Source organism: Parabacteroides sp. AF39-10AC, from assembly GCF_003635405.1.
Classification (GTDB): Bacteria; Bacteroidota; Bacteroidia; order Bacteroidales; family Tannerellaceae; genus Parabacteroides; species Parabacteroides distasonis.
Genome location: NZ_QTLP01000012.1, coordinates 89,584 through 111,298 on the forward strand (window position 1 = coordinate 89,584; position 21,715 = coordinate 111,298).

Annotated in this window: 11 protein-coding genes; 4 read left to right on the forward strand and 7 right to left on the reverse strand. The window is 49.9% G+C overall.

Going from position 1 to position 21,715, the window contains the following annotated elements:
- Window positions 1–56: 56 nt before the first annotated feature.
- Window positions 57–1,790: a tetratricopeptide repeat protein gene (locus tag DW033_RS12560; RefSeq protein WP_122382810.1), complete on the reverse strand. Its 1,734-nt coding sequence runs from the start codon at window positions 1,788–1,790 to the stop codon at window positions 57–59.
- A gap of 226 nt (window positions 1,791–2,016) precedes the next feature.
- Window positions 2,017–2,802: an inositol monophosphatase family protein gene (locus tag DW033_RS12565; RefSeq protein ID WP_122382811.1), complete on the reverse strand. Its 786-nt coding sequence runs from the start codon at window positions 2,800–2,802 to the stop codon at window positions 2,017–2,019.
- Window positions 2,803–2,979: 177 nt separating this feature from the next.
- Between DW033_RS12565 and DW033_RS12570 the strand changes: the two genes are divergently transcribed.
- The 4 genes from DW033_RS12570 to DW033_RS12585 all read left to right on the forward strand — a co-directional run bounded on the left by DW033_RS12570 (window position 2,980) and on the right by DW033_RS12585 (window position 12,145).
- Window positions 2,980–3,654: a TonB-dependent receptor gene (locus DW033_RS12570; RefSeq protein ID WP_008780639.1), complete on the forward strand. Its 675-nt coding sequence runs from the start codon at window positions 2,980–2,982 to the stop codon at window positions 3,652–3,654.
- Between the two features lie 29 nt (window positions 3,655–3,683).
- Window positions 3,684–8,294, forward strand: a complete 4,611-nt coding sequence (locus tag DW033_RS12575; RefSeq protein ID WP_122382791.1) for a translocation/assembly module TamB domain-containing protein — start codon at window positions 3,684–3,686, stop codon at window positions 8,292–8,294.
- Window positions 8,291–10,744, forward strand: a complete 2,454-nt coding sequence (locus DW033_RS12580) for a BamA/TamA family outer membrane protein (protein ID WP_122382792.1) — start codon at window positions 8,291–8,293, stop codon at window positions 10,742–10,744. Before DW033_RS12575 ends, DW033_RS12580 begins: the two co-directional genes overlap by 4 nt.
- A 129-nt stretch (window positions 10,745–10,873) precedes the next feature.
- The gene (locus DW033_RS12585) at window positions 10,874–12,145 is read left to right on the forward strand and encodes a hypothetical protein (RefSeq protein WP_048927896.1); all 1,272 of its coding nucleotides are present in this window, start codon (window positions 10,874–10,876) and stop codon (window positions 12,143–12,145) included.
- A 105-nt stretch (window positions 12,146–12,250) separates the two neighbouring features.
- On the opposite strand, the gene rocF is transcribed toward DW033_RS12585, so the two are convergent.
- The 5 genes from rocF to DW033_RS12610 all read right to left on the reverse strand — a co-directional run bounded on the left by rocF (window position 12,251) and on the right by DW033_RS12610 (window position 21,687).
- Window positions 12,251–13,147: an arginase gene (gene rocF, locus DW033_RS12590; RefSeq protein WP_005861034.1), complete on the reverse strand. Its 897-nt coding sequence runs from the start codon at window positions 13,145–13,147 to the stop codon at window positions 12,251–12,253.
- Between the two features lie 3 nt (window positions 13,148–13,150).
- Window positions 13,151–14,359 carry an ornithine--oxo-acid transaminase gene (rocD, locus tag DW033_RS12595; RefSeq protein WP_048927895.1) on the reverse strand — a complete coding sequence of 403 codons (1,209 nt, stop codon included), beginning with the start codon at window positions 14,357–14,359 and terminating at the stop codon, window positions 13,151–13,153.
- 189 nt (window positions 14,360–14,548) lie between these two features.
- Window positions 14,549–16,669 carry a cadherin-like beta sandwich domain-containing protein gene (locus DW033_RS12600; protein WP_048927894.1) on the reverse strand — a complete coding sequence of 707 codons (2,121 nt, stop codon included), beginning with the start codon at window positions 16,667–16,669 and terminating at the stop codon, window positions 14,549–14,551.
- A 1-nt stretch (window position 16,670) separates the two neighbouring features.
- Window positions 16,671–20,837: a hypothetical protein gene (locus DW033_RS12605; protein WP_122382793.1), complete on the reverse strand. Its 4,167-nt coding sequence runs from the start codon at window positions 20,835–20,837 to the stop codon at window positions 16,671–16,673.
- A 37-nt stretch (window positions 20,838–20,874) separates the two neighbouring features.
- On the reverse strand, window positions 20,875–21,687 hold the full coding sequence (locus tag DW033_RS12610) for a DUF6261 family protein (protein ID WP_122368916.1): 813 nt from the start codon (window positions 21,685–21,687) through the stop codon (window positions 20,875–20,877).
- Window positions 21,688–21,715 lie beyond the last annotated feature (28 nt).

A 21,715-nucleotide genomic window follows, 5' to 3' on the forward strand; every position in this document is an offset into this window, starting at 1 on the left:
ATATGATTCATTTTTCACAAATCTGCATTACTTTATTGCACAAATTATGCACATCCTTAAAAATCTCGAATAAATTTATCAAATTTCTCAGAAGAACCTTTATCCGTTGTATATATTTTTTCATAAAGCCGCTTACGTATCATTGACACATTAGTAGGTGTCGTTACTATTAACATTGCAATAGTAGCAGGAGGAACATTTGACTTCACTAAACAACTAACTTTCAGCTCTATAGGGGTTAATTTTGAAACAAGCCCCATCAATCTATGAGTAAAATTATTATAGGTCTTATCTAGAGCATCAAATAATTCAGCCCAATCACAATCTCTAGGTCTCCACTCTTCTTTTATATGGAAACGATAATAAATATCAGAAACCACAAAACGCTCCACTAAAAGTTTATTTTCTGTTTTAGCAAACAATAAATTCTGATTTTCAATTTCTAGCCGTTGCTTCCTCAAAGTAATGAGTTCTTTCTCTTTCTCATCATAAGCAATAGAAGATACATGCAATCTCTTTTCTAAATCGGCGATGAGTCCTTCATTCTTTTCTATAAGAATTTTATCTTCATGTTGTTTTCTCAACAATTCTGCTAACTTCTCACGTTGTTCTAATATACTCATTTTCTTCCTCTTAAACTTAGTATAAACAAAAATGGCAAACAATCCAAAAACAATAGCAAGTATTATTGCTACTATGCTTACTATTAGGAAATTAATTTTAGCTCTATTAAATGCTATCGTAGTTTGAAAAAGTTTTGACTCTGTTTGATGATAATTGAATAAGTCTTGCTCTCTTCTAAATGATTCTGTTTGTCTTATTAGCATTAAAGAATCACGTAATTCTTCATATTTGGATTGTCTTAGCACATACTCTTCCCATCGCTTACAACCTTTAGACAATTGAGATAAATGATAATAAGCACCAGCTCTAGTAGACAGCCTTGTACTAACTAAACCTTTTTTCAAATAACAATCCGCTGAATCTAAATGAGACGTTTTCAAATACAATTCTCCTAGCGTTAAATAAATTGGATATAATTGTTCTTGACTCGCAGGATAGCTCAAGGCCATTTGGATATTATCAAAAGCTTTCGAATATAAACCTAAATCTAAATAGACTCCACCTAACTCATTATATATAGAACGTTTTGTAACTTCGTTCCCAAAGCTTAGTGCTTTTTCGTAATAAAAAACTGCACTATCCTTTTTATGTATTACAGAAAAGACTCTTCCTAATCCTCTCAAAACAAAAGACTGCCCTACTGTATCACGTAGAGTTTCAAAATATTTTAAAGCCTTTTTTTGAAAAACTAAAGATTTCTCGTAAACCTGTTGATCAGTATATAGCATACTAATACTATTGCACAAGCGCCCTAATAGAGCATAATCATCTATCTTATCTTCCTCTCGTAACGCTTTCAAATAATAATCCTGCGCATGAAGAGCATCACCTAGGTCTTGGTTTATTCTCCCTCTATAATACCAAGCCTTCGCTTTTCTTCCCCAATCTTCGGTTTTATCAAAATATTGAGTAGAAATAGCGATCAACGAATCTGAAGTAGGTTTGACATAAGTTTTATTTTGAGCTTCTGTCAAAAGTAGGTAGTACATAGCACGATCCTTTTCTGAAAGATCATTTACATCTTGTATTGTTGATAGCAATGTTAAAACGCTATCGGGATGTTGGGACATTATCTTTTCCGCATGTTCATATAGACCTGAGTGATGGCTACATGACATTAGTCCAGTAATAAAGAACAGAAAAAAGACGTATAGATTGTTTTTCATACTCTGTAACATTTTTATTTTCCACAAATGTAAGTAAAATCTCTAATCCTAAAAGTCTTGATTTTTACTGAATTAGACACACACGAGGATTTACGGGTATTTGCATTCCTCCATCTGTTTTGAAAATCAAAACGGATCAAACACCCCGCAAATAAGAAGTAAGTTTAAACTCTTTTACCTTTTAAATACACACAGAAGCACTAGAATACGCAGGATTACTCTAGTATTAGGGCAACAAAGACAACACAAGAGAATGAACCTTGCCATTGCTGGCAACTACCTGTTCACCCGAAGCCCAGTTCTCTCCTCCATTGAAATCCGATATTTTTCCTCCGGCCTGCAATAAAATCAAGGCACCAACAGCTACGTCCCAAGGGCCTAAAAAGGCCTCTATACGGGCATCAAAACGTCCTGCTGCCACATAACACAGTTCAGCGGCGGCAGATCCCATCAAACGGGTACCTCCCGCAAAACCATACAACCTATCAACCAAATGAGCGGCTACCGGACGATAATCATCAGAGTTATAAGGGAAACCCAACGCAATGAAAGCGTTATCCAGTACTGAGACATCCGATACATGTATCTCATTCCCATCCAAGTAAGCCTTACCGCCTTTCACGGCATAGAAACACTCGTCCCTACACACCTCATAGACTACTCCTAACAATAACTCCTTCCGATTTCTTAAAGCGATACTCACGCAATAAGGCGCAATATCATGAATATAGTTTGAAGTACCGTCCAATGGATCAATTACCCAACAATATTCCTCATCGGTCAAACTTCCAGAACCTTCCTCCGCAATAAAACCAGCCTCGGGTAGCAAAGTAGACAAAGCCTCTATGATCTGTCGTTCCGATTCTTTATCCACATAAGATACATAGTTATGAGCACTTTTTTCCTCCACTAAGTTCCGGTCAAACTTTCGGCGTTCTTCTTTTAAGAATGTCGCAGAAGCACGAGCTATTTCTCGAACCTCCTTACACAAATAGGCTAAATCTAATTCCATACCGTTCATTTTATTTTGGCAAATGTAATGATTTCCATTTATAGTAATCTCATTTTAGCGACAAATGAGACCACATAGAAACGTAAAAATAATACCTATTACGAATTTGCCCTAAAACTCTGCCTTTAAGAAATATTATATTATCTTTGTGTTATGTTCAGCTAAAAAGATTGAGCTATGAAAACAATACATTATCTTTCAATCATCATCTTATCATTCAGCAGTCAAATACTTTTGGCACAGAATGATACTTTAGTCGGTGTATTGCGTGACATCAGCGATAAAATAATCAAACGCTATCCGGTCACGCTAGGCAGTCAGAATCCGATCACCGTGAAAACGAACAAACATGGCGTATTCACCATCCCGGGGGCTAACCTGAATGATACCTTGTTCGTCACTATTAAGAAAACAAGAAATGTAGTCAAAGTCCCGGTCAACGGATACAATTATATAACCATTACTTTAGAGAATAGCACATTCAACGCAAAGCGTAGTTTTGAACCGGATGAGGCCCTGAAAGAAATTATGGAAAGGGAACGAAACAAAATAGTAAGCTCAAGCGTTATGAATAAAGAAGAGATACAGAAAACCGGATGCCGGGATCTCTATTGCTTGCTACGAAGGATGAGTGGCATAACATTCGCCGATGGTTCCGTACGTATCCGTGCGAGCGTTTCCCTAAACAGTCCTAGTGACCCGCTAGTAGTGGTAGACGGTATACCGATGGACCTATCTGTTCTAAACACGATTCCCGTCGAAGATGTCTCGGAATTAAAAGTATTGAAAGACGCCGGTGAATACGGGGTAAGAGGCGCAAACGGAGCGATCGTCATAAAAACAGGCAAATAAACAAATAAGAAAAAGAGAAACGTATCAACATGAGAGTATGGATTAAACGGATAGGAGTGATATGCCTAATACCGATCGCATTGGTATTGTTACTCTCTATATTACTATATATACCTCCTTTCCAAAACTTCGCGGTACGGAAAGCGACCGAATACGCGGGAAAAGCGACTGGTATGCAGATCGGGATCGAGCAGATTAGGCTATCTTTCCCGTTAGACCTTACGGTTAAGGGTGTCGAGGTCGTAAATCCTCCCGCCGATACCTTGTTGAGTTTACAGAGCTTGACGGTACGGGTTCGTGCCCTTCCTCTTTTGCGGAAGCAAGTATTGGTAGAGGCGATCGACCTCCGGAACGTAAAGGTTAACACCGGGACTATGATTGAAGGTATGGAAATCAAAGGATTCTTGGGAAAGCTTTACCTGCACGCCGATCGTATAGACCTGTCCGAGGAGAAAGCTACATTTAATACCGTAGATTTATCCGATACCGCCATTACCCTTCTATTAAATGATTCAACCTCGAAAGAAGACACGACTTCCACACCTCTGAATTGGGTACTCAAGCTGGATAAAATTAGTTTGGACCGGGTAGCCTTCGCCCTACAAATGCCCTCGGATTCCTTACGCCTTACGGCTTTCGTAAATAAAGCCGGGCTAAATAACGGCCTCGTAGATCTTGGAGCGGAACAATATAAGGCGAGAAACTTTGACATAACGAATTCTACATTCTCTTATGACGGGAATTACGCGGCACCCGAGCAAGGACTCGATTTCTCCCATATTAGTTTAACGAACCTAAACACCTCTATCGATTCCATCTTATATCAAGGAAAAGAAATAAACGCCCACATCAAGGAATTCTTCGTGGAAGAACGTTCCGGCCTTAAGGTTTCGGCATTAGCAGGAAATGTCCGGAGTGACCATGAACAGATAGACGTACCGGACCTACTTCTCCAGACACCAAATTCCGAAGTGAGATTGACAGCGACTATCCCTTGGAGCTCCCTCGAGGACCACCCACAAGGTAGCATGAAAGCCCTGTTAAACGCCTCGTTGGGGAAAGAGGATTTATTGATAGCGGCAGGTTCTCTTCCGGAGGATTTCAAGAAAGCCTATCCGGACAAGCCTCTCGCTATTACGGCTGGCGTAGAAGGCAACCTCTCCAGTATACGTATCACACAAGGCGATATCATGCTGCCGGGAGCGTTTCAGATGAACGTCACGGGTAGCATGGAGTCCGTGACGGATAGCATCCGGCGAACCGGTGAGATTCAGTTAAAGGCTCGATCCGGTAATCTGGACTTTTTGCTGGCGATGCTTCCCGCCTCCCAACGGGATCAATTTGCCATTCCGGCAGGAATGCAGTTGAAGGGGGAAGCTACAGTCGCAAATCAAGAATACCGCACCGAGCTTGTTCTTACCCAAGATAAAGGCAAAGTAGGTCTGACCGCCCGCTATAATCCGGTGCAACTGGCTTATGAGGCTAATTTACGGATAGACAGTCTGGAACCTACCCATTTCATGCCCAAAGACTCTCTATTTTGGCTGACCGCCTCTGTTAAAGCAGAAGGCCGGGGCACAGACCCTTTCTCTGAACGTACATGGGCCAAACTGGACGGTAAGATATCGGATATACGCTACGGCGCCTCATCGGTATCAGACATATCCATCGATGGCTCTCTGGAAAAGAACTTACTGAAAGTGGATCTGCTTAGCAAATACCCGTTGGCGAAAATGGATGTCTCCTTAAACGCGACCCTCCACAAGCACGAGGTGAAGGCGATGCTGATAGCGGACGTGGAGAACGCGGATCTATACGGCATGCACCTGATGGCAAATCCCTTCGCCACCTCTTTTCAGCTCTTCGCCGAGGCAGAAAGTAATCTGGATGAAGATAACACGATCGACGTTACGTTAGGAAACTGGGAGGTCGTCACCCCGAAACAAAGTTTCAAGCCGAAAACGCTGACCTTGCATGCCCGGACGGATATCGATACCACCCGTGTGTCTTTCCACGCCGGGGATTTAGGGATCATCCTCACGGGTAATGATTGTATACACCACATCACGGATAAGTTGACTAAGGTATCGAACGATATCACCCTCCAATTGGAACGGGACTCGACAGTCAATCTGGAGATCCTTCGCCCGCTCCTCCCCGATATGTACCTCGAGGTACGGGCAGGACAGGACAATCCGATCTACAACTATCTCCAAACCTATTACGTAGATTTCAAGAGCATCGCCATGAACGCCTATACCTCACCGGAAACGGGTATACGCATGGATGCCTCCATTTATGATCTGGCACGGGATACGATGCAGATCGATACCATCCGGGCGGAGATGCACCAAGATTCGCTCGGATTACTCTATAGCGCCCAAGTGATCAAGAATAAATACAGGCAGCAACAACCTTTCAGCGCCGGGCTGGACGGGCAAATACGTTATGGCTTCGGCGACGCCCGCCTTTATTTCAAAGACGGGAAAGGCGAGACCGGCTTGTTGCTCGGAATCCGGGCCGATAAGATACAGAACGGGGTCAAGTTCCATCTCTTCCCCGATGACCCGATCATAGCGTTCCGCCCTTTCAAGCTGAATCCGGATAATTACGTCGTGGTACGCAGCATGAAGGATATCGAGGCGAACCTACGACTCAGCGGAGATAATAACGCCGCCCTCTGGATACACTCCCAAGCGGAAAGTGACGAGATGGAGGAAGTCCACGCCGAGTTGAACCAGATCGACCTTGGGGTTATCTCCAACGCATTCAGTTATATCCCGCCGATGAAAGGTATATTGAACGCCGATTTCCAGTACGCTCCTTCCGACTCGGCCTTCATGGTCGTAGCGGATATGAACATTGATGATCTGTATTATGAGAACGAGCGGGTCGGCGAACTCATGTTCAACGCTGTCTATCTACCTTTAGAGCAGGGGAACCATCAAGTGGATATGCACCTTTTCCGGGACCGGAAAGAGGTGAGTGCCATTACCGCCTTATACCAGATGGGCGAGACAGACCATATCAGCGGTAATATCGAGTTCATGCACTTCCCCTTGGATATCGCCAACCCGTTCATCCCGGATGATATGGCGAAAATGGGCGGAGACCTCGATGGTACGCTCGCTATCAGCGGACAAAGCGATAAACCCATGGCCGAGGGATATCTGATTCTCGATACCGCCTCCGTTTATGTAGGCGCCGCAGGTTCTACCTTCCGTTTCGACGATAAGAAGATAGAGATAAAGAACAACCGAATCTTGTTCAACCAATATGGTATTTACGCATACAACAAGAATCCGTTTATCATCAACGGAGAAGTGGATTTCAACGATTTATCCCGCATGACCGCCAATCTTAAACTAACGGCGAATAACTTGCAACTGCTGAACGTTAAGAAAAACGAGGAAAGCCTTGTCTACGGAAAGCTGTTCGTCAACCTGAATTCTACCGTACGCGGGCCGTTGGATGCCTTGACCATGCGAGGGGACTTGCAATTATTGGGCGGCACGAATATCACCTACGTGCTGAAAGACTCCCCGCTGACCGTGCAAGACCGTATGTCGGATATGGTAACCTTCACCTCTTTCACGGATACCTTACGTCGGCGCATGCCTCGTAAGCCCCCGTTGCCGATGGGAGGCATGGACATGTTGATGACGATCCACATCGATCCCGCCGTACAAGCGAACGTGGATTTAAGTCCCGACCAGTCCAACCATATCAATTTGGAGGGTGGCGGCGACCTTTCCTTCCAGTATACCCCGCAAGGCGATATGTTCTTGAACGGACGCTACACGCTGACGGGCGGAACCATCAAGTACTCCATCCCGGTGATCCCGCTGAAGGAGTTCAACGTACAGGAGGGTAGCTACGTGCAATGGACGGGCAACCCCATGGACCCGACCTTGAACCTTACGGCTACCGAGCGAGTCCGTACGTCCGTCACCCTAACCGGGCAATCATCGCCCCGCTTGGTGAATTTCGACGTAGGCATCGAACTGACCCAACAACTGGAGAACCTTGGGTTGCAATTTACCCTCACCGCCCCGGAAGACATGGCGATGCAAGAGGAACTAACCTCGAAAGGTCCGGAGGAACGGGCGAAGCTGGCTGTCAGCATGCTCGTGACCGGTATGTACCTCGGCGGCGGTGGCGGCAGCGGCAAGGTGAACATGAATATGGGAGACGCCTTGACCAGCTTCTTGCAAAGCGAGATCAACAACATCGCCGGAAGCGCCTTGAAGTCCGTGGATATCAGTTTCGGCATGGAGACATACGACGATAATGGCGACGCCGGAGGCGGTACTCGTACCGACTACTCCTTCCGCTTCGCCAAGCGATTCTATAATGACCGTATCCGTGTGGTTCTAGGCGGCCGTATCTCTACCGGCGAGAACATTAACAACGGGCAGGCGCAGCCGTTCATCGACAACGTATCCGTAGAATACCGGCTGGACAGCAGCGGTTCCCGATACGTCAAGCTCTTCCACGACAAGAACTACGAAAGCCTGCTGGAAGGCGAGATCACGGAGACCGGGGCCGGTATCGTGCTCCGCAAGAAAATGATGCACCTCAGGGAGTTATTCAACTTCAAGAAAACGAAAGTGAAACCCATAAATGATGAAAAGGAATGAAAAACATTTTAACATATTTTAGGCGGGACGACTCCCTCGGGCGGGGGAGGATGTCTCCCTCGGGCAGGGGAGAGTGTCTCCCTCGGGCAGGGGAGGATGTCTCCCTCGGGCGAGGGAGAGCGTCTAACCCGAGCGGGGGATGGCACGTCGCCACCGGGAGCATCCTCCTATCCGTACTTCTTCTCTCCTCTTGCTCCACCACGAAGAACCTTCCCGAGGGAGCGGTCCTATATACCGGTATCAAGAAAATAGAGGTGAAGAACGAGGATAAGACCAAACCCGGCGAAGCCGCCTTGGAAGAGGTCGAGGCCGCCCTAGCCTATCCCCCCAACAACGCCTTGCTGGGAAGCTCCTCGATCCGGGTGCCTTTTCCTTTCGGCCTGTGGGTCTACAACGCTTTCGTGAACAAGAAAGGGAAGGTCGGCAAGTGGATCTTCAACAAACTGGCGTCGAAACCGGTGCTGATCACCACCGTGAACCCGGATGTCCGCGTCAAGGTAGCCCGGAACCTATTGAACGAGTACGGTTATTTCAACGGAGAGACTTCTTTCGAGGTCATACCCGATCCCAAGAATCCCCGGAAGGCGAAGCTGGAATACAGTGTCACCATGAACGATCCGTATACGCTGGACAGCATCCAATACGTCCATATCCGTCACCGTGCCGACTCATTGATCGATGCCACGATCGGCGATCGTATCCTCCACAAAGGAGAGAATTTCAATGTCGTCCAATTGCAAGCCGAGCGGGAACGCATCTCGTCCTTGCTCCGTAACAACGGATATTACTATTTCCGTCCCGATTTCATCACCTATCAAGCGGATACCTTGTTGAACCCCGGGAAAGTGGCCTTACGGGTGGCCCCGAAGGAAAGCCTGCCCCCCTCGGCCCTCCGTCCTTGGAAACTCGGGGATATATCCGTCTGGCTAAACGGCTATCAGAATGAGACTCCCACGGACTCGATCCGCTATAAGGACCTTACGATCCATTATGAGGGTAAGCTAAGGGTTCGCCCCTCGGTCATTTACAACCGTTTATATTTCAAGCCGGGGGAACTTTATAACCAGCGGGCGCAGGAACGGACGCAAACGGCCCTCTCCCGCTTGGGTATCTTCCGTTATGCCGAGTTGCAATATTCCCCCCGTGATACCATGCGCCGTCAAGATACGCTGGATCTGCGGATCAATACGGTCTACGATCTTCCATTGGACGGCGAGCTCGAGTTGAACGTTACCGCCAAGAGCAACGACCAAGTGGGTCCGGGCGCCATTTTCAGCGTGACCAAACGGAATGTCTTCGGAGGGGGCGAGACCTTCGGCGTGAAACTCCGCGGCTCTTACGAATGGCAGACCGGCAACAAGCTGGATGGTAGCAACTCCAAGATCAACAGTTATGAGTTAGGCTTGACTACCACGCTGACTTTCCCACGGGTATTGTTCCCTACATTCAGCAAACGGGACATGAATTTCCCGGCCAGCACCACCTTCCGCCTCTATGCGGACCAGATGAACCGGGCCCGTTTCTTCAAGTTGCTGGCATTCGGTGGTGACGCCTCGTATGAGTTCCAGCCTACCGCCACGTCTCATCATTCCATCACCCCTTTCAAGCTGACGTTCAACTTGCTCCAGCATACCACGCACGAGTTCGACAGCATTACCAACGTGAATAAGGCCCTAAAAAAGAGTTTGCAAAATCAATTCATCCCGGCCATGAACTATACCTATACCTATGATGATTCCCCGATTACCAGTCGCCGGAACCATCTTTGGTGGCAGGCATCCGTTACCCAAGCGGGCCTTGTCTTGGATGGGATTTATGCGTTAGCCGGGAAGAAATTCAATAAAGAGGATAAGGAATTACTCGGCAACCCCTTCGCCCAATTCATCAAGGGAACCGCCGAGATACGTTATAATTACGCCCTCGGGCATAAGCAATATCTCGTAGGCCGATTAATGGCCGGCGCTATTTATAGCTACGGCAACGCCCGTACCTCCCCTTATAACGAGCAATTCTACATCGGCGGAGCGAATAGCATCCGTGCTTTTACGATCCGCAGCATCGGTCCCGGACGCTACTACCAGAACAGCGACAACAATAAATACGCTTACATCGACCGTACGGGTGATCTTAAATTCGAGGCCAACCTCGAATACCGCTTCCCGATCCTTGGCGACCTCCACGGGGCTACCTTCCTCGACAGCGGCAACATCTGGTTGATCCGAAACGATCCGGATCGTCCCGGCGGACAACTGAAATGGGGTAGCTTCCTCAAGGATCTAGCCTTAGGAACCGGCTTCGGCCTGCGTTACGACCTCACCTTTATCGTCATCCGTTTCGACGTGGGTATCGGTCTGCACCTCCCTTACGATACCGGAAAGAAAGGCTATTACAATATCCCAAAATTCAAGGACGGCATGGGTTACCATTTCGCTATCGGATACCCCTTCTAGCTGTTCCATTCCTAGGATTCTGTGGTCTTATCCAAGGTATTTCATTTTCAATAGGTCAACCCTAATTGGAAATGAGATACTTTTGCGCTCTCATTTTAATAACAAACAGATTAATTAACGAACAGAATCATGAAGAAGATTTTTTACTTAATGTTGGTAGCCCTTACTGTGGGTATGTTCACCGCTTGCGACGACGATGATGAGAATACCCCTCAAATCAACAACCCGGAACCCAAGGAACAATGGGGCAAGACGCTTCGAGGCGACAATCAAACCCTACTGGCCTTTCCTGATATCTATGCCGATTATTGGGAATACACCTATTCTTACAAAGATAATCCAAACATCGGCCTTCGTTTGACTGGAAAGTTCCCGAAGTCACGCTTCTTCAACTTCACGGTTTATAACGACGAGACCCAAATAGACGTATCCAGCATTGAAGACGTAAATATCCAACCCGACGACAGCTCCATCAACCCTTATGTAAAGGAAACAGATGACTACGGAGCAAATGGCTATACGATTTACATCATTCCCGCTAACACCCCCGCCAGCGCACGTGCCTCGATGAAGAACGTATGTGAGTTCCCGGAGGATGTCAATATGGTCTCCATTTTCATGCGTCTTTACTTGGCGAAACAATATAGCGGCGATGAGTATGGCGGCGTGGACATGCCTGCTATCCAAGCTTTCGACGTGACTACAGGTGAGGAAGTAGATTTCCTGAAGCGTGAGGTCTGCAACATCCACGAATCGTTGAACTTGCCGCCGATGGATTTCTCCGCCGACCTGCCGCAACTCCCGTTCATGCGTGCCCCGCTGAGCCTAATGTACCCGAACAGCCCGGCAGAATACCTATTCGCCCGCATCAAACTGAACGAAGGGGAGGTAGCTACTTTCCGTTTCATCCCTCCTACGGCTCCTAAAAGCGTAAGCGAATACGCCACCGCCGATGTACGATACTGGTCCATATGCCTTGGGTCAGCCGAGACCTACTCGTATGCCTCTATTTATGACGAGGAAATGCCTAAAGTGGACAAGGAAGGTTTCGTAACCTTTATCATAGCGGACGCCAACTCCGCCAAACTGCCCGATCTCCAAGCCAAGGCGGAAGCCAACGACGGTACATATATACTGACTTGGAACCGTAAGGAGCAAGGAGATGGAATCCTTGCCTTATACCGCAACATGGTGATCAACGAGAATTATCCACATTCCATGCGCAAGCTGATGGAGTCCGTTCCTCTAGCGGCCGCCGGCGGCGATATGAGCGGTTTCAACCCGATGAAGATGATCGCCATGCTCGCTATGGGCAACTGGGGACCGCAAGGCTATAAATTCAGCGAGGACGATTTCTTGAGCGATAGCTTCAATTACGCCAATATCCGAAGAATGAAATAAACCAATAGACATATCGTATTTTCAAGTCCCCTCGTATCCGGTCTTAACCGGAACAAGGGGACTTCCTTTTCACACTCTTATCATAAACCATGGAATTTAGATTCCTTATAGACGGGCGGTAATATAATCAATGATCTGCAGACAAAGGTTTGTGGTCTGCTCGTTCACGTCCAGTTCCGGATTCAGCTCTACCAAATCCATCGACTTAACCAGATTCGTAGACAACATATGATCCACGAAGTTATTAAACTCATCCGGCATCAGTCCCTCACACACACGGGTTCCCGTGCCCGGAGCGAAACGGGGGTCTATGCTATCCACGTCTATGCTGAAATGCACGTTGCGGATCTTCCGTTCCTTCAATTTCCGCTTGATATCCTCAGCTACGAAGCCGATGCCTTTCAGATGGATCGTCTCCATCGTATAGACACTCAGCTTCTCCCGCTCGATCAAATCCCACTCGCCCTCATCCAGACTGCGGGTCCCGACCAAGAATACGTTCTGCGGATTCACCTTATTCCCGGGAGCGTAGATATTCACCAGTTCCTCGCTTCCCATCCCCATCAACGCACTCAAAGGCATCCCGTGGATATTACCACTGGGAGAAGTCTCGCTGGTATTGATATCCCCATGAGCGTCCAGCCAGATAATGCCGAAATCATCATAACATTTACCCACGCCCGAGGCGCTACCTAAACCCAGCGAATGATCCCCGCCAATCACCAAGGGGAACGCTCCTCCACGCAATGTATCATAAACCAACTCCGCCAGATTTGTATTCACCTCCACGATCGCATCCAGATATTTCATGCTGTTACCCCGTACGAACTTATCCGCCTCGCTAACAGGGGGTACATACAAATTACCCAAGTCAAAGGCTTTATGCCCGTTCTTCCGGATCACCCCCATCAATCCCCGTTCCCGAAGGTGGTTCGGGGCACGCTCTACGCCAGCCCGGTCACATCCCAGATTCAAGGGAACACCTATTACATTTATCTTCATACACTAGAATTTAGCGAACGTATCTCGTATAATGCCAATCGCTTCCATCATTTGCTCCTCCGTAATCACCAAAGGAGGCGTGAAGCGGATGATATGATCGTGGGTAGGCTTGGCTATCAAACCGTTTTCCTTCAACGCCAAACAGATGTCCCATGCCGTCTTCCCATCTTTAGGTTCCGTCACGACAGCGTTCAGCAAGCCCTTACCCCGTACTTTCTTAATCATCGGATTATCGATCTTCTCGATCTCGCTACGGAACAATTCACCCATCTTAAACGCATTCTCCGACAAATGCTCGTCACGTACCACCTCCAAGGCTGCGATAGCGACTTTCGCCGCCAACGGATTTCCACCATACGTAGAACCGTGCTCTCCCGGAGCGATCGTAAGCATGATCTCATCGTCCGCCAATACCGCCGAGACCGGACTGACCCCACCGGACAACGCCTTTCCCAAGATCAAGATATCCGGACGAATCCCCTCGTAATCGCAAGCCAATAACTTACCGGTACGGCCGATACCCGTCTGTATCTCGTCCGCGATAAACAACACATTCTTTTGATGACAAAGATCATAGCAAGCCCGCAGATAACCATCGTCGGGCACCACTACCCCAGCCTCACCTTGGATCGGTTCCACCAAGAAGCCTACTACATCAGGATCTTTCAGGGCCTCGGCCAACGCATCCACATTATTATAGGGTATCTTTATAAATCCGGGCGTATAAGGGCCGAAATCGGCGTAGGAACTAGGATCGGTGCTCATGGAGATAATCGTGATCGTACGTCCGTGGAAATTCTCGCTACAAACCACGATCTTCGCACGCTCCGGGGCGACCCCTTTCCGACGGTATCCCCAACGGCGGCAAAGCTTCAAGGCCGTCTCTACCGCTTCGGCCCCCGTATTCATCGGCAAGAGCTTATCATATCCGAAGAACTTACAGGTAAATTCCATGTACTCACCCAGTATATCCGCATGAAAGGCACGGGATACGAGCGTAAGCTTCTCCGCCTGCTCCATCAGGGCCTTCACGATCTTAGGATGGCAATGTCCTTGGCTCAAGGCAGAATAGCCAGACAAGAAATCAAAATAACGTTTTCCTTCCACGTCCCACACGAACACGCCTTCGCCTCTTCTGAGAACGACCGGCAGGGGATGATAGTTGTGGGCACCATACTTCTCCTCTCTGGTAATGTAATCTTCCGGTTTCATACTATAATTGAGTTTAAATGACTGTCATATTGTAAGCGTTTACATCGGGATAGCTCAAAGATAAACATTTGCGGCTAACCAATTGATTACGGATATGTATGTTAAGAAACATATCCACAAAAAAGAAGGGATGCCCCGCTCTCCCCAAGGAGAAACAAGGGCATCCCTCTCACGTCAAACAAACAACGCTTAGTTCCGTATCCGTACCTTATAGGTCTGGTCGGCTATCCGGACAAGATAGACTCCCGCGGGAAGAGCGTGTCTTGTCTCGCCGGGAACGACCGCGAACCGGGCACGACTAGCACCCGACAGGCCGACAACCCATGCCTCAGCCGGACGATCCGCACGGATATGGAGGGCGTTGGCAGAGGTCCAAACCGCTATGCCTCCCTCTACCGAGGCATTCGATGTCGGGACATCCGGGGTATCCGGGGTGTCGGGTGTGTCAGGATAATCGGGATCCACCGGCCCAGATTTGGGCGTATAGCTTACCACGAACGGGCTGAAGCTGGCAACGGAGATCTCCATATAATCATCCTCTAATGTCAAATTGTTATTACCCTCGGAATACACGTCTACCACGCCGTCCGAGCGGAGGTGGATAATCACGATATCATGTTGGGTTTTATTTACGCCTTCCGGATACGGGATACGTACCGTCACGATATCGGAGGGCTGCACGGGAGTTACGGCGGTAGTGGTGGATGCGTCGGTAGCGGAAATCGTGGTCGTCACCTTAACCAAGGTCACTTCCATCACGATCTTCGGGGCATCAGGAGCGATACCCGCATCTTGGGCGGCAGCTTCCGCTTTCTCTTCAATCTCAGCCTTTTTCGCTGGGTCTTCTATATCTTCCTTCACCAAGCGGAGGCTGGAGAGTTCCGTATCCGATGGCAGGGATACGGCATCGGGGATGATCACGATCGGGTTATCATCCGTTGGAACATTCGTTCCCTCCTGCCCTTCCTTTTCCTTGGGAACGGCTGGCGTACCGATCTCTTCCGGGATTACGGGAGATTGCAGCTTAAAGGTAGCGGTTATCGTCAAGTCGTCGGTACCGGAGACGGTAATATTCCCAGATGCTAGCGGGTCATCATTCACTTTGTAACTCACGAATTCGTACTTTGGCAAGGCCGTATGTGCCAAGCTCAACTCAGTACCAACGGGTACGGCATCACCGGATTTCACGCTCACTTCCTTACCCTCTTTTGTATAAGAAACGGAGATCGTACCGCCTTCCGGCTGCAGGATCTTGACGTAATATTCCGACTCGGGAAGTACCGTGAAGTTTACCTCATACGTACGCTTGGTCTGTCCATCCTCGGCGGTAACGACCAAGGTAGCCTTGGCCGATCCACTCTCGAGCGATACGGTAGCCGTGAACGATCCTGTCGGTTCTACGGAAACAGGCGATCCATTCACGAGCAGCTCAGCCTTCGCATCGACCAGCTGGCCGGATAAGGTGAGGGTAGCCGATTTCTGGGTGGAATTTGGGAGCAGCACCTCATATTTCATCGTAGAGGCAAGAAAACCGGGAAGCGGGGTAACCTCCCCACTTCCTTCCTTATACGATAGGGAACTCAAACGGGCTTCCGAGGACAGAGCCACGAGGATAGGCTCAAATTTCACCTCAGCCTCCACCGTATAGGCCGGCATCAAGAAGTAGGTCGTACCATCTTTCTCTTTCTGCAACGGAACAGTATTGGTTTTATCCCCGACCTTCCCGGATACCTTCAAGGAGCCGAACACCATTTGGTAGCCTTTGTTGGGGGTGGCGGCAATCGTCACCTTCGTACCGGAGGCGACCTCGCCGCCGGAAACAATCGAACTACCCGGAGCATCGGCGGTACTCAAGGTAAGCGTACCGTTCGCCGGGTTGGCGAAGGTGACGGTGGACTGGATCTTCTCGTACTCCACCTCTACCGTGACCGGGAAGTCCGGCATGGTGAAGGTGTAGAGGTAGGCGATACCGCTACTGGCATCGGGCTTAAACGTAGCCGGTACCGTTTCGGAGGGCGTACCCGTGCGGTAAACCTTCGGGTAACCGGAAGCCATTCGGTAGCCGTCGGCGGGGGTGACGGTAATCGTCACCTCGGTGCCGGAATGCAAGGTCGTAGGGGATGTGAGGGTCTCACCGTCCGCCGAGATCGATAAGGAGGCAGATCCTTCCGCGGGAGCCTCGAAAGTCAACATGAAAGGAAGAGCGGGGTAGTCGGGACGGGCCTTCGTCTCGATCCCTTCCTGCGCCCGGGCGGTCATCGAGAAGACCGCCAGCAGGCATACGAGCCATAAACTAGTATATTGTTTCATATCAAAGCGCTATTTTATAAGTGATGTTATTGATTCGAACCATGTAAATACCGGAAGGCAAAGCCAAGCGGGTATCGCCGGGGACGATAGAGGCGGCGTAGACGGTACGTCCGTCGGAGCGTACCACGGTAAGCGCGGCGGCCTCCCCGGAATAGACATGCAGCGCACCGTCGGCGGCCCAGATACGGACAGCGGCGGTAGCGGTAGCGATCTCGTTGGCGGTCACCACGGAGCCATCGCACACACCCACGCTACGAACCAGCGAGCGGGTGACGGCATTGGCGGTGATGTATGCCTCGAAAGGCTTCAGCACATAATCCGCCTCCTGAAGGTCGAAGCGGGTACCCTCGGCATTGAGCACGTAGATACCACGGAGCGTAAGGTTGGCGAGATTCGGGTTCGTCCGGAAGAGGAACACGCCGTTCTCGAGGGCATCGCCGGAAGCGACCGTAGCCGTAGCCGGTATCTCGATCGGCGCGTCGGAGGCTGTTTGGCTAAAGGTTACCCGAGTCAAGGCTGCGTCGGCGGCCAACAGATAGGGGCTACCGGCGGTGAGATCGACCCTTTTCCCGTAAAGGACAGAGACCTCTTCCCAACCTTGGGCAACGGCCTCCTTAGCGGTGTAGCCGGTGGCGGCATAAAGGATTAGCCCACTACCATATTCCGCAGAGGCTGTCAATTCGATAGGGCTACCGAAGGTCGTCCATTTGTTATTCAGCGAACGGTTGGTTTTGAAAGTCTTGGACACCTTCAGCGCATTCGTTGTCACGACCTGCGCACCCTCCTCCAATGTCAACTCAAAGACGGACGCATTCTCGCTATCGACGGTAAGCACGCCATCGGATTTAACGATGACACTCTGTGACAGGCCGGCCTCGGAGAGATTCTGATTGCCGGAGATCTCGACCTCTTTCCAATCACTCACCTCCGTAAAGGTCGTTACCCTACCATCCGCCTCGGGAGCAGGGAAGCGATCGATTGCCGTGCCTTCGCTATCGAGGCCTTTCTGCGGGATAAACGTACTAGCTTTCATCTCCCAGAGCTTATACTCCTCGCCCGCCGTAACGGTAGTGGCTAAGGTCTTGTTGTAGCGTTTTACTTCGATGGGCTGGGATGAGCGAGGCAGAAACCTTATCGTAGCGCCAGCATCTCCCGCCTCATCCGTGAACAGACATTCCATCCAAGCATTGGTAAGGGTACCGGTGTTATGGATAGCGGTGTGGGCACAATGGAAAGTGGTATAGCCATTTACCGGATCAAGCACGCTGAAGGTGCCAGAGTTATCGAGGCAGTAATGCATATCGGACGAGCTGCTGTTTTCAATGCGGAAGCTGCTGCCCGACAGCCTCAAGGTGCCTTTATTGATCAAGGTAGAGGCACCGGACGAGCCGAGGATCGAACCGGTCTGCGCAATTGTCAGATCGCAACCTTCGTTGACGGTCAAGGCAGCACCGTCGGTCGGGCGTATCGTTACGTAATTCAACGTCAGCGTCGGGTTGCCGGTAGCGGTGGCGACGATGAGCTTGTTGGCGGAAGGGCCTGGGGGTGACGATATTTTGCCGTTGAAACGGGTCTCCGTTCCGGCTCCCTTTTTATAACTCCATTTGTTGTTGGAGTAGAAGAGCATGAAGGTCATCGTATCGCTAGAAGACAAGGGCAGTGACAACAAGGACCTCAGATAGGAGGCAGACGACAAGCCGGACTGGCCGGGGATAATAGTACTCGCGTAAGCTGTAGGCAGACCGTCAGCGCCATAGCCGGCAATAGCTTTCAGTTGCGGGAGCAGGCCGTTCTCGGCGGTACCGATGGCGGTGAAGGCTTGTGTATTTTCGGGGCCTGCCCAAGCGGCGATCTCGGCGGCGACATCATCGAGGTAAGTGTCGGCACCGTTTGCCTTATCGCTACCTATGTTATCGGTAGGGACGGCTGGCGTATTATCTCCTATCGTCAGTTGGATCATGGTGCTGGCGTAGTTGTCGAGAAGGGTAACTTTATTAGTAGGTGAATCAGATCCGAGAATCCGACCGGCCTGTTTATCCGACGTATTTCCTAAGGCTTTCACGCCGGCGGTAGTTAAGGCGAGGCAATTCTTTATCGTTATATTAATGTTTCCAGCAAAAGCTTGCCCCACAATACCACCTGCGGCAGCTATCCGGCTGTCGCTGTTTGATCCTGCAGAAACAGCGCCTGTGGCAAAACAAGATTCAATCGTCGTTTTCTCAGATAGTCCGGCAATGCCGCCGGAATAAGCATTAGCAGCGGAAGATTTAGCGATTATCCACCCTGTCGAATAGCAGTGCGATATGCTACAATTACCGCTACTATAGGCTCCGATACCGCCCGCATACGCGGCATCGCTAGAACCAGAACCGGTAGCAGTAACACGGATATCCTCCGTATTGAAGCAGGAAACGATAGAAGAGCCATTATTAGTCGCTACGATTCCACCACCACGACCCATCTTTCCGGTCATAGTGACAGCTCCCCTGTTTGAACAAGCGCTAATCACCGAACCTTCAGAGTAACCGGCAATTCCACCGAGAGACCCAGAATTGCCGGTCACAGAAAAACTAACCTTGCATTGATTATGGCAATTGATGATTTTTCCATTCTTTACATAACCTGCCACGCAGCCAAGATAGTAAGCGGTGTCTTGAGCATTAGCAATAGTTGTCAAATTAATATTGTCAGATCCTGCCATCGTCAGATTCCGCACGGTCGCTCCATACAGATAACCGAAAAGGCCGATATAGTAAAACGAGGCCGAGGAGATCGTCATTCCGGTAATCGTATGGCCGCCACCATCGAAGGTGCCTTGAAAGTAGTAACGTGCATCGAAGCCTTTATAAGTCCCTATCGGTATCCAATTAGCCTCGAAGCCGCTCGCCACGCCTTGGGCAGGTTTCGCCAGCGAGATATCGTCCGCAAGCGTAACCGTACAGTCCTTGAAGCCCTCGGAGGCGGGATAGGAATCGGTATAGGTTTTATCGGCATCGGCGATTGTCTTCCCGTTATTCGTCACCCAAGCGATCCACGCGAGGCCGCAGGCGGTCTTGACGGTGTAGGTAGTGCCGGAGACGGCGACATCGGTGCCAGTCGGGCCGACATTGGCTAATTTGGCGTACTCGGGCCAGTCGGCGGGGAGAGTCGTCATGCCTGAGAAGGAGACTAATTTATCTTCCGTTGCCGTAAAGACGGTTGTTCCTTTCGAATCCATCAGTTGTTCGTTGCCCAGCCAAAGGGTGTAGCCGGTGTTCTTTGTGACGTTGATGGCGAAACCCTTCTTTTTACCGTCGGTGGTGAATTGGATAACGGGATCGAACGATTGGCCGCTGGCGTCTTTCACCTCGAGCGTCTGGCCACTCGTTGGGGCGGTGGCGAACTGCCATTGGAGGAAGGGGGATTTCACTCTAGAGCTTCCATAAATTGCGTCTCCATCTTTATCTTCCGAAGAAACCGTTACTTTCGCGTCTTCGGTAGCCGAGAAAGCACCCCAATTGTCTAGAAACACAGCAACAGCTTCCGCCGTGACAGTTATCTTGCCTTTGATGGTGGTATTTATAGCAGAACTAGTAGAGTACAGATATATTCCATATGATCCAGTTCCTTCCGCGGCGATATTCAATCCGGCGGTGCCACCATCCAGAAGCAGGATGCATCCTTGGTAGTTATTAATCACATCCTTTTTCGCTTTCAGGTTACTGGCAGAGTTGCCTGTCGCTTGGATACAGAACGGTTTACTGCCCTCCAGATAAAATAATGAGCCGTCGGCAGTAGTGGAGGTCAGGTTTAGCCCATCCAATTTTAGGATCGGGTAGCTGTCAAGATTATTCGCGTCGGCTATCGCTTTCTCGCTTTTGATATTGATCGCGCCCTGCTGCCAGTTTGCGTTCGTGCCCGTCAGCGTACCGGAGAACTCGGTGTCGGTGCCATTAGTCCCGATCTTGTAAAACCAAGCGTAATCGGTCGAGCCGGCGGTTTTCGGTTTATAGGTGAGGGTTAGTTTATCAGTAATACTAGTACTAGCCACGTCAAGCGGCTGTGGCTGCGCTTGCGCTCCTGCCATTGCCGGCCCCCATAGGGCCAGCGTCAGGATACAGAACATCCGCACGGCGGCCCGGAGGGAGAGCCGCGCGGATATCTTTCTAGAAAGATAAAATTCGTTCATATGGATTCGATTTTAAGTGTTTGACAATTTGCTAGGCTCAGATCTCGTCCGGGCTCTCGCTATCGCCGCCGGGGTTCTCGGGGTCGGGCGCAGGGTCGGGTGTGGGATAAGGCTTGTCGTCGGACTTGGAGGGGCTGGTGGGGCCTCCCTTGGCGGCGATGAGGTTCTTATACTTGCGGAAGATCTGGTTCACGGTGTCGATGAAGGCGTTGATGGCCTCGGTAGGCTCAAGTACGGCGTAGGCGTTGACACGCTGGATGATGAGGTCGAGGGTCTCGTCGGTCGCCTTGCGGGCCTTGGTGGTATCGGTCTTCACACGGGCGGAGTACTCGTCGGTGCGGGTGATGTCGAGAGCCTTGTAGGCATCGTTCAAGGTTTTCAACTGGGCCACGTAGGTGTCGAGGTGGAGGGTCTTGAGGGCTTCCGATACGTCAGCCTTGGCGAGGTCGAGCAGCAGGCCGTCGATCAGGGCGGTCTCCTCGGCGTAGGCCTTGGCGTAGATCTTGTCGTAGGCCCGCAGCACGCTGTCTACCAGCAGGGCGGGGGTACGCAGGGTCTCGTCGGGGCATACCTTATAGGAGCCGTTCATGGAGTAGATGAACTGGAGGGTCTTGTCACGCTCCTTGTCTTTCGCCTCCAGCTGGGCGGTGGAGGCGCTCTTGGTGACGCGGTTCACGCACTCCGCCTCCCGGTCGATGCATTCCTTGTAACCCGGGGCGAGGGCCTCCAGATGGAGGGCGGCCACGGTCGTATCCAAGATACGGGCGTAGATCTCGTTGTTCATGTTCATGTGGCCGGCGTTGGTCAATGCGGTCTTCGATACCGATCCGATTTGTTTCGCTAAACTCATACTGTTTGTTGTTTTTTCGTTAATACTT

Bases quoted from the DNA above. Each gene is read 5' to 3' on its own strand.
- DW033_RS12575 (WP_122382791.1), top strand. From the start codon at position 3,684: ATGAGAGTATGGATTAAACGGATAGGAGTGATATGCCTAATACCGATC.
- DW033_RS12600 (WP_048927894.1), bottom strand. From the start codon at position 16,669: ATGAAACAATATACTAGTTTATGGCTCGTATGCCTGCTGGCGGTCTTC.
- DW033_RS12605 (WP_122382793.1), bottom strand. From the start codon at position 20,837: ATGAACGAATTTTATCTTTCTAGAAAGATATCCGCGCGGCTCTCCCTC.
- DW033_RS12610 (WP_122368916.1), bottom strand. From the start codon at position 21,687: ATGAGTTTAGCGAAACAAATCGGATCGGTATCGAAGACCGCATTGACC.
- rocF (WP_005861034.1), bottom strand. From the start codon at position 13,147: ATGAAGATAAATGTAATAGGTGTTCCCTTGAATCTGGGATGTGACCGG.
- rocD (WP_048927895.1), bottom strand. From the start codon at position 14,359: ATGAAACCGGAAGATTACATTACCAGAGAGGAGAAGTATGGTGCCCAC.
- DW033_RS12565 (WP_122382811.1), bottom strand. From the start codon at position 2,802: ATGGAATTAGATTTAGCCTATTTGTGTAAGGAGGTTCGAGAAATAGCT.
- DW033_RS12580 (WP_122382792.1), top strand. From the start codon at position 8,291: ATGAAAAACATTTTAACATATTTTAGGCGGGACGACTCCCTCGGGCGG.
- DW033_RS12585 (WP_048927896.1), top strand. From the start codon at position 10,874: ATGAAGAAGATTTTTTACTTAATGTTGGTAGCCCTTACTGTGGGTATG.
- DW033_RS12560 (WP_122382810.1), bottom strand. From the start codon at position 1,790: ATGAAAAACAATCTATACGTCTTTTTTCTGTTCTTTATTACTGGACTA.
- DW033_RS12570 (WP_008780639.1), top strand. From the start codon at position 2,980: ATGAAAACAATACATTATCTTTCAATCATCATCTTATCATTCAGCAGT.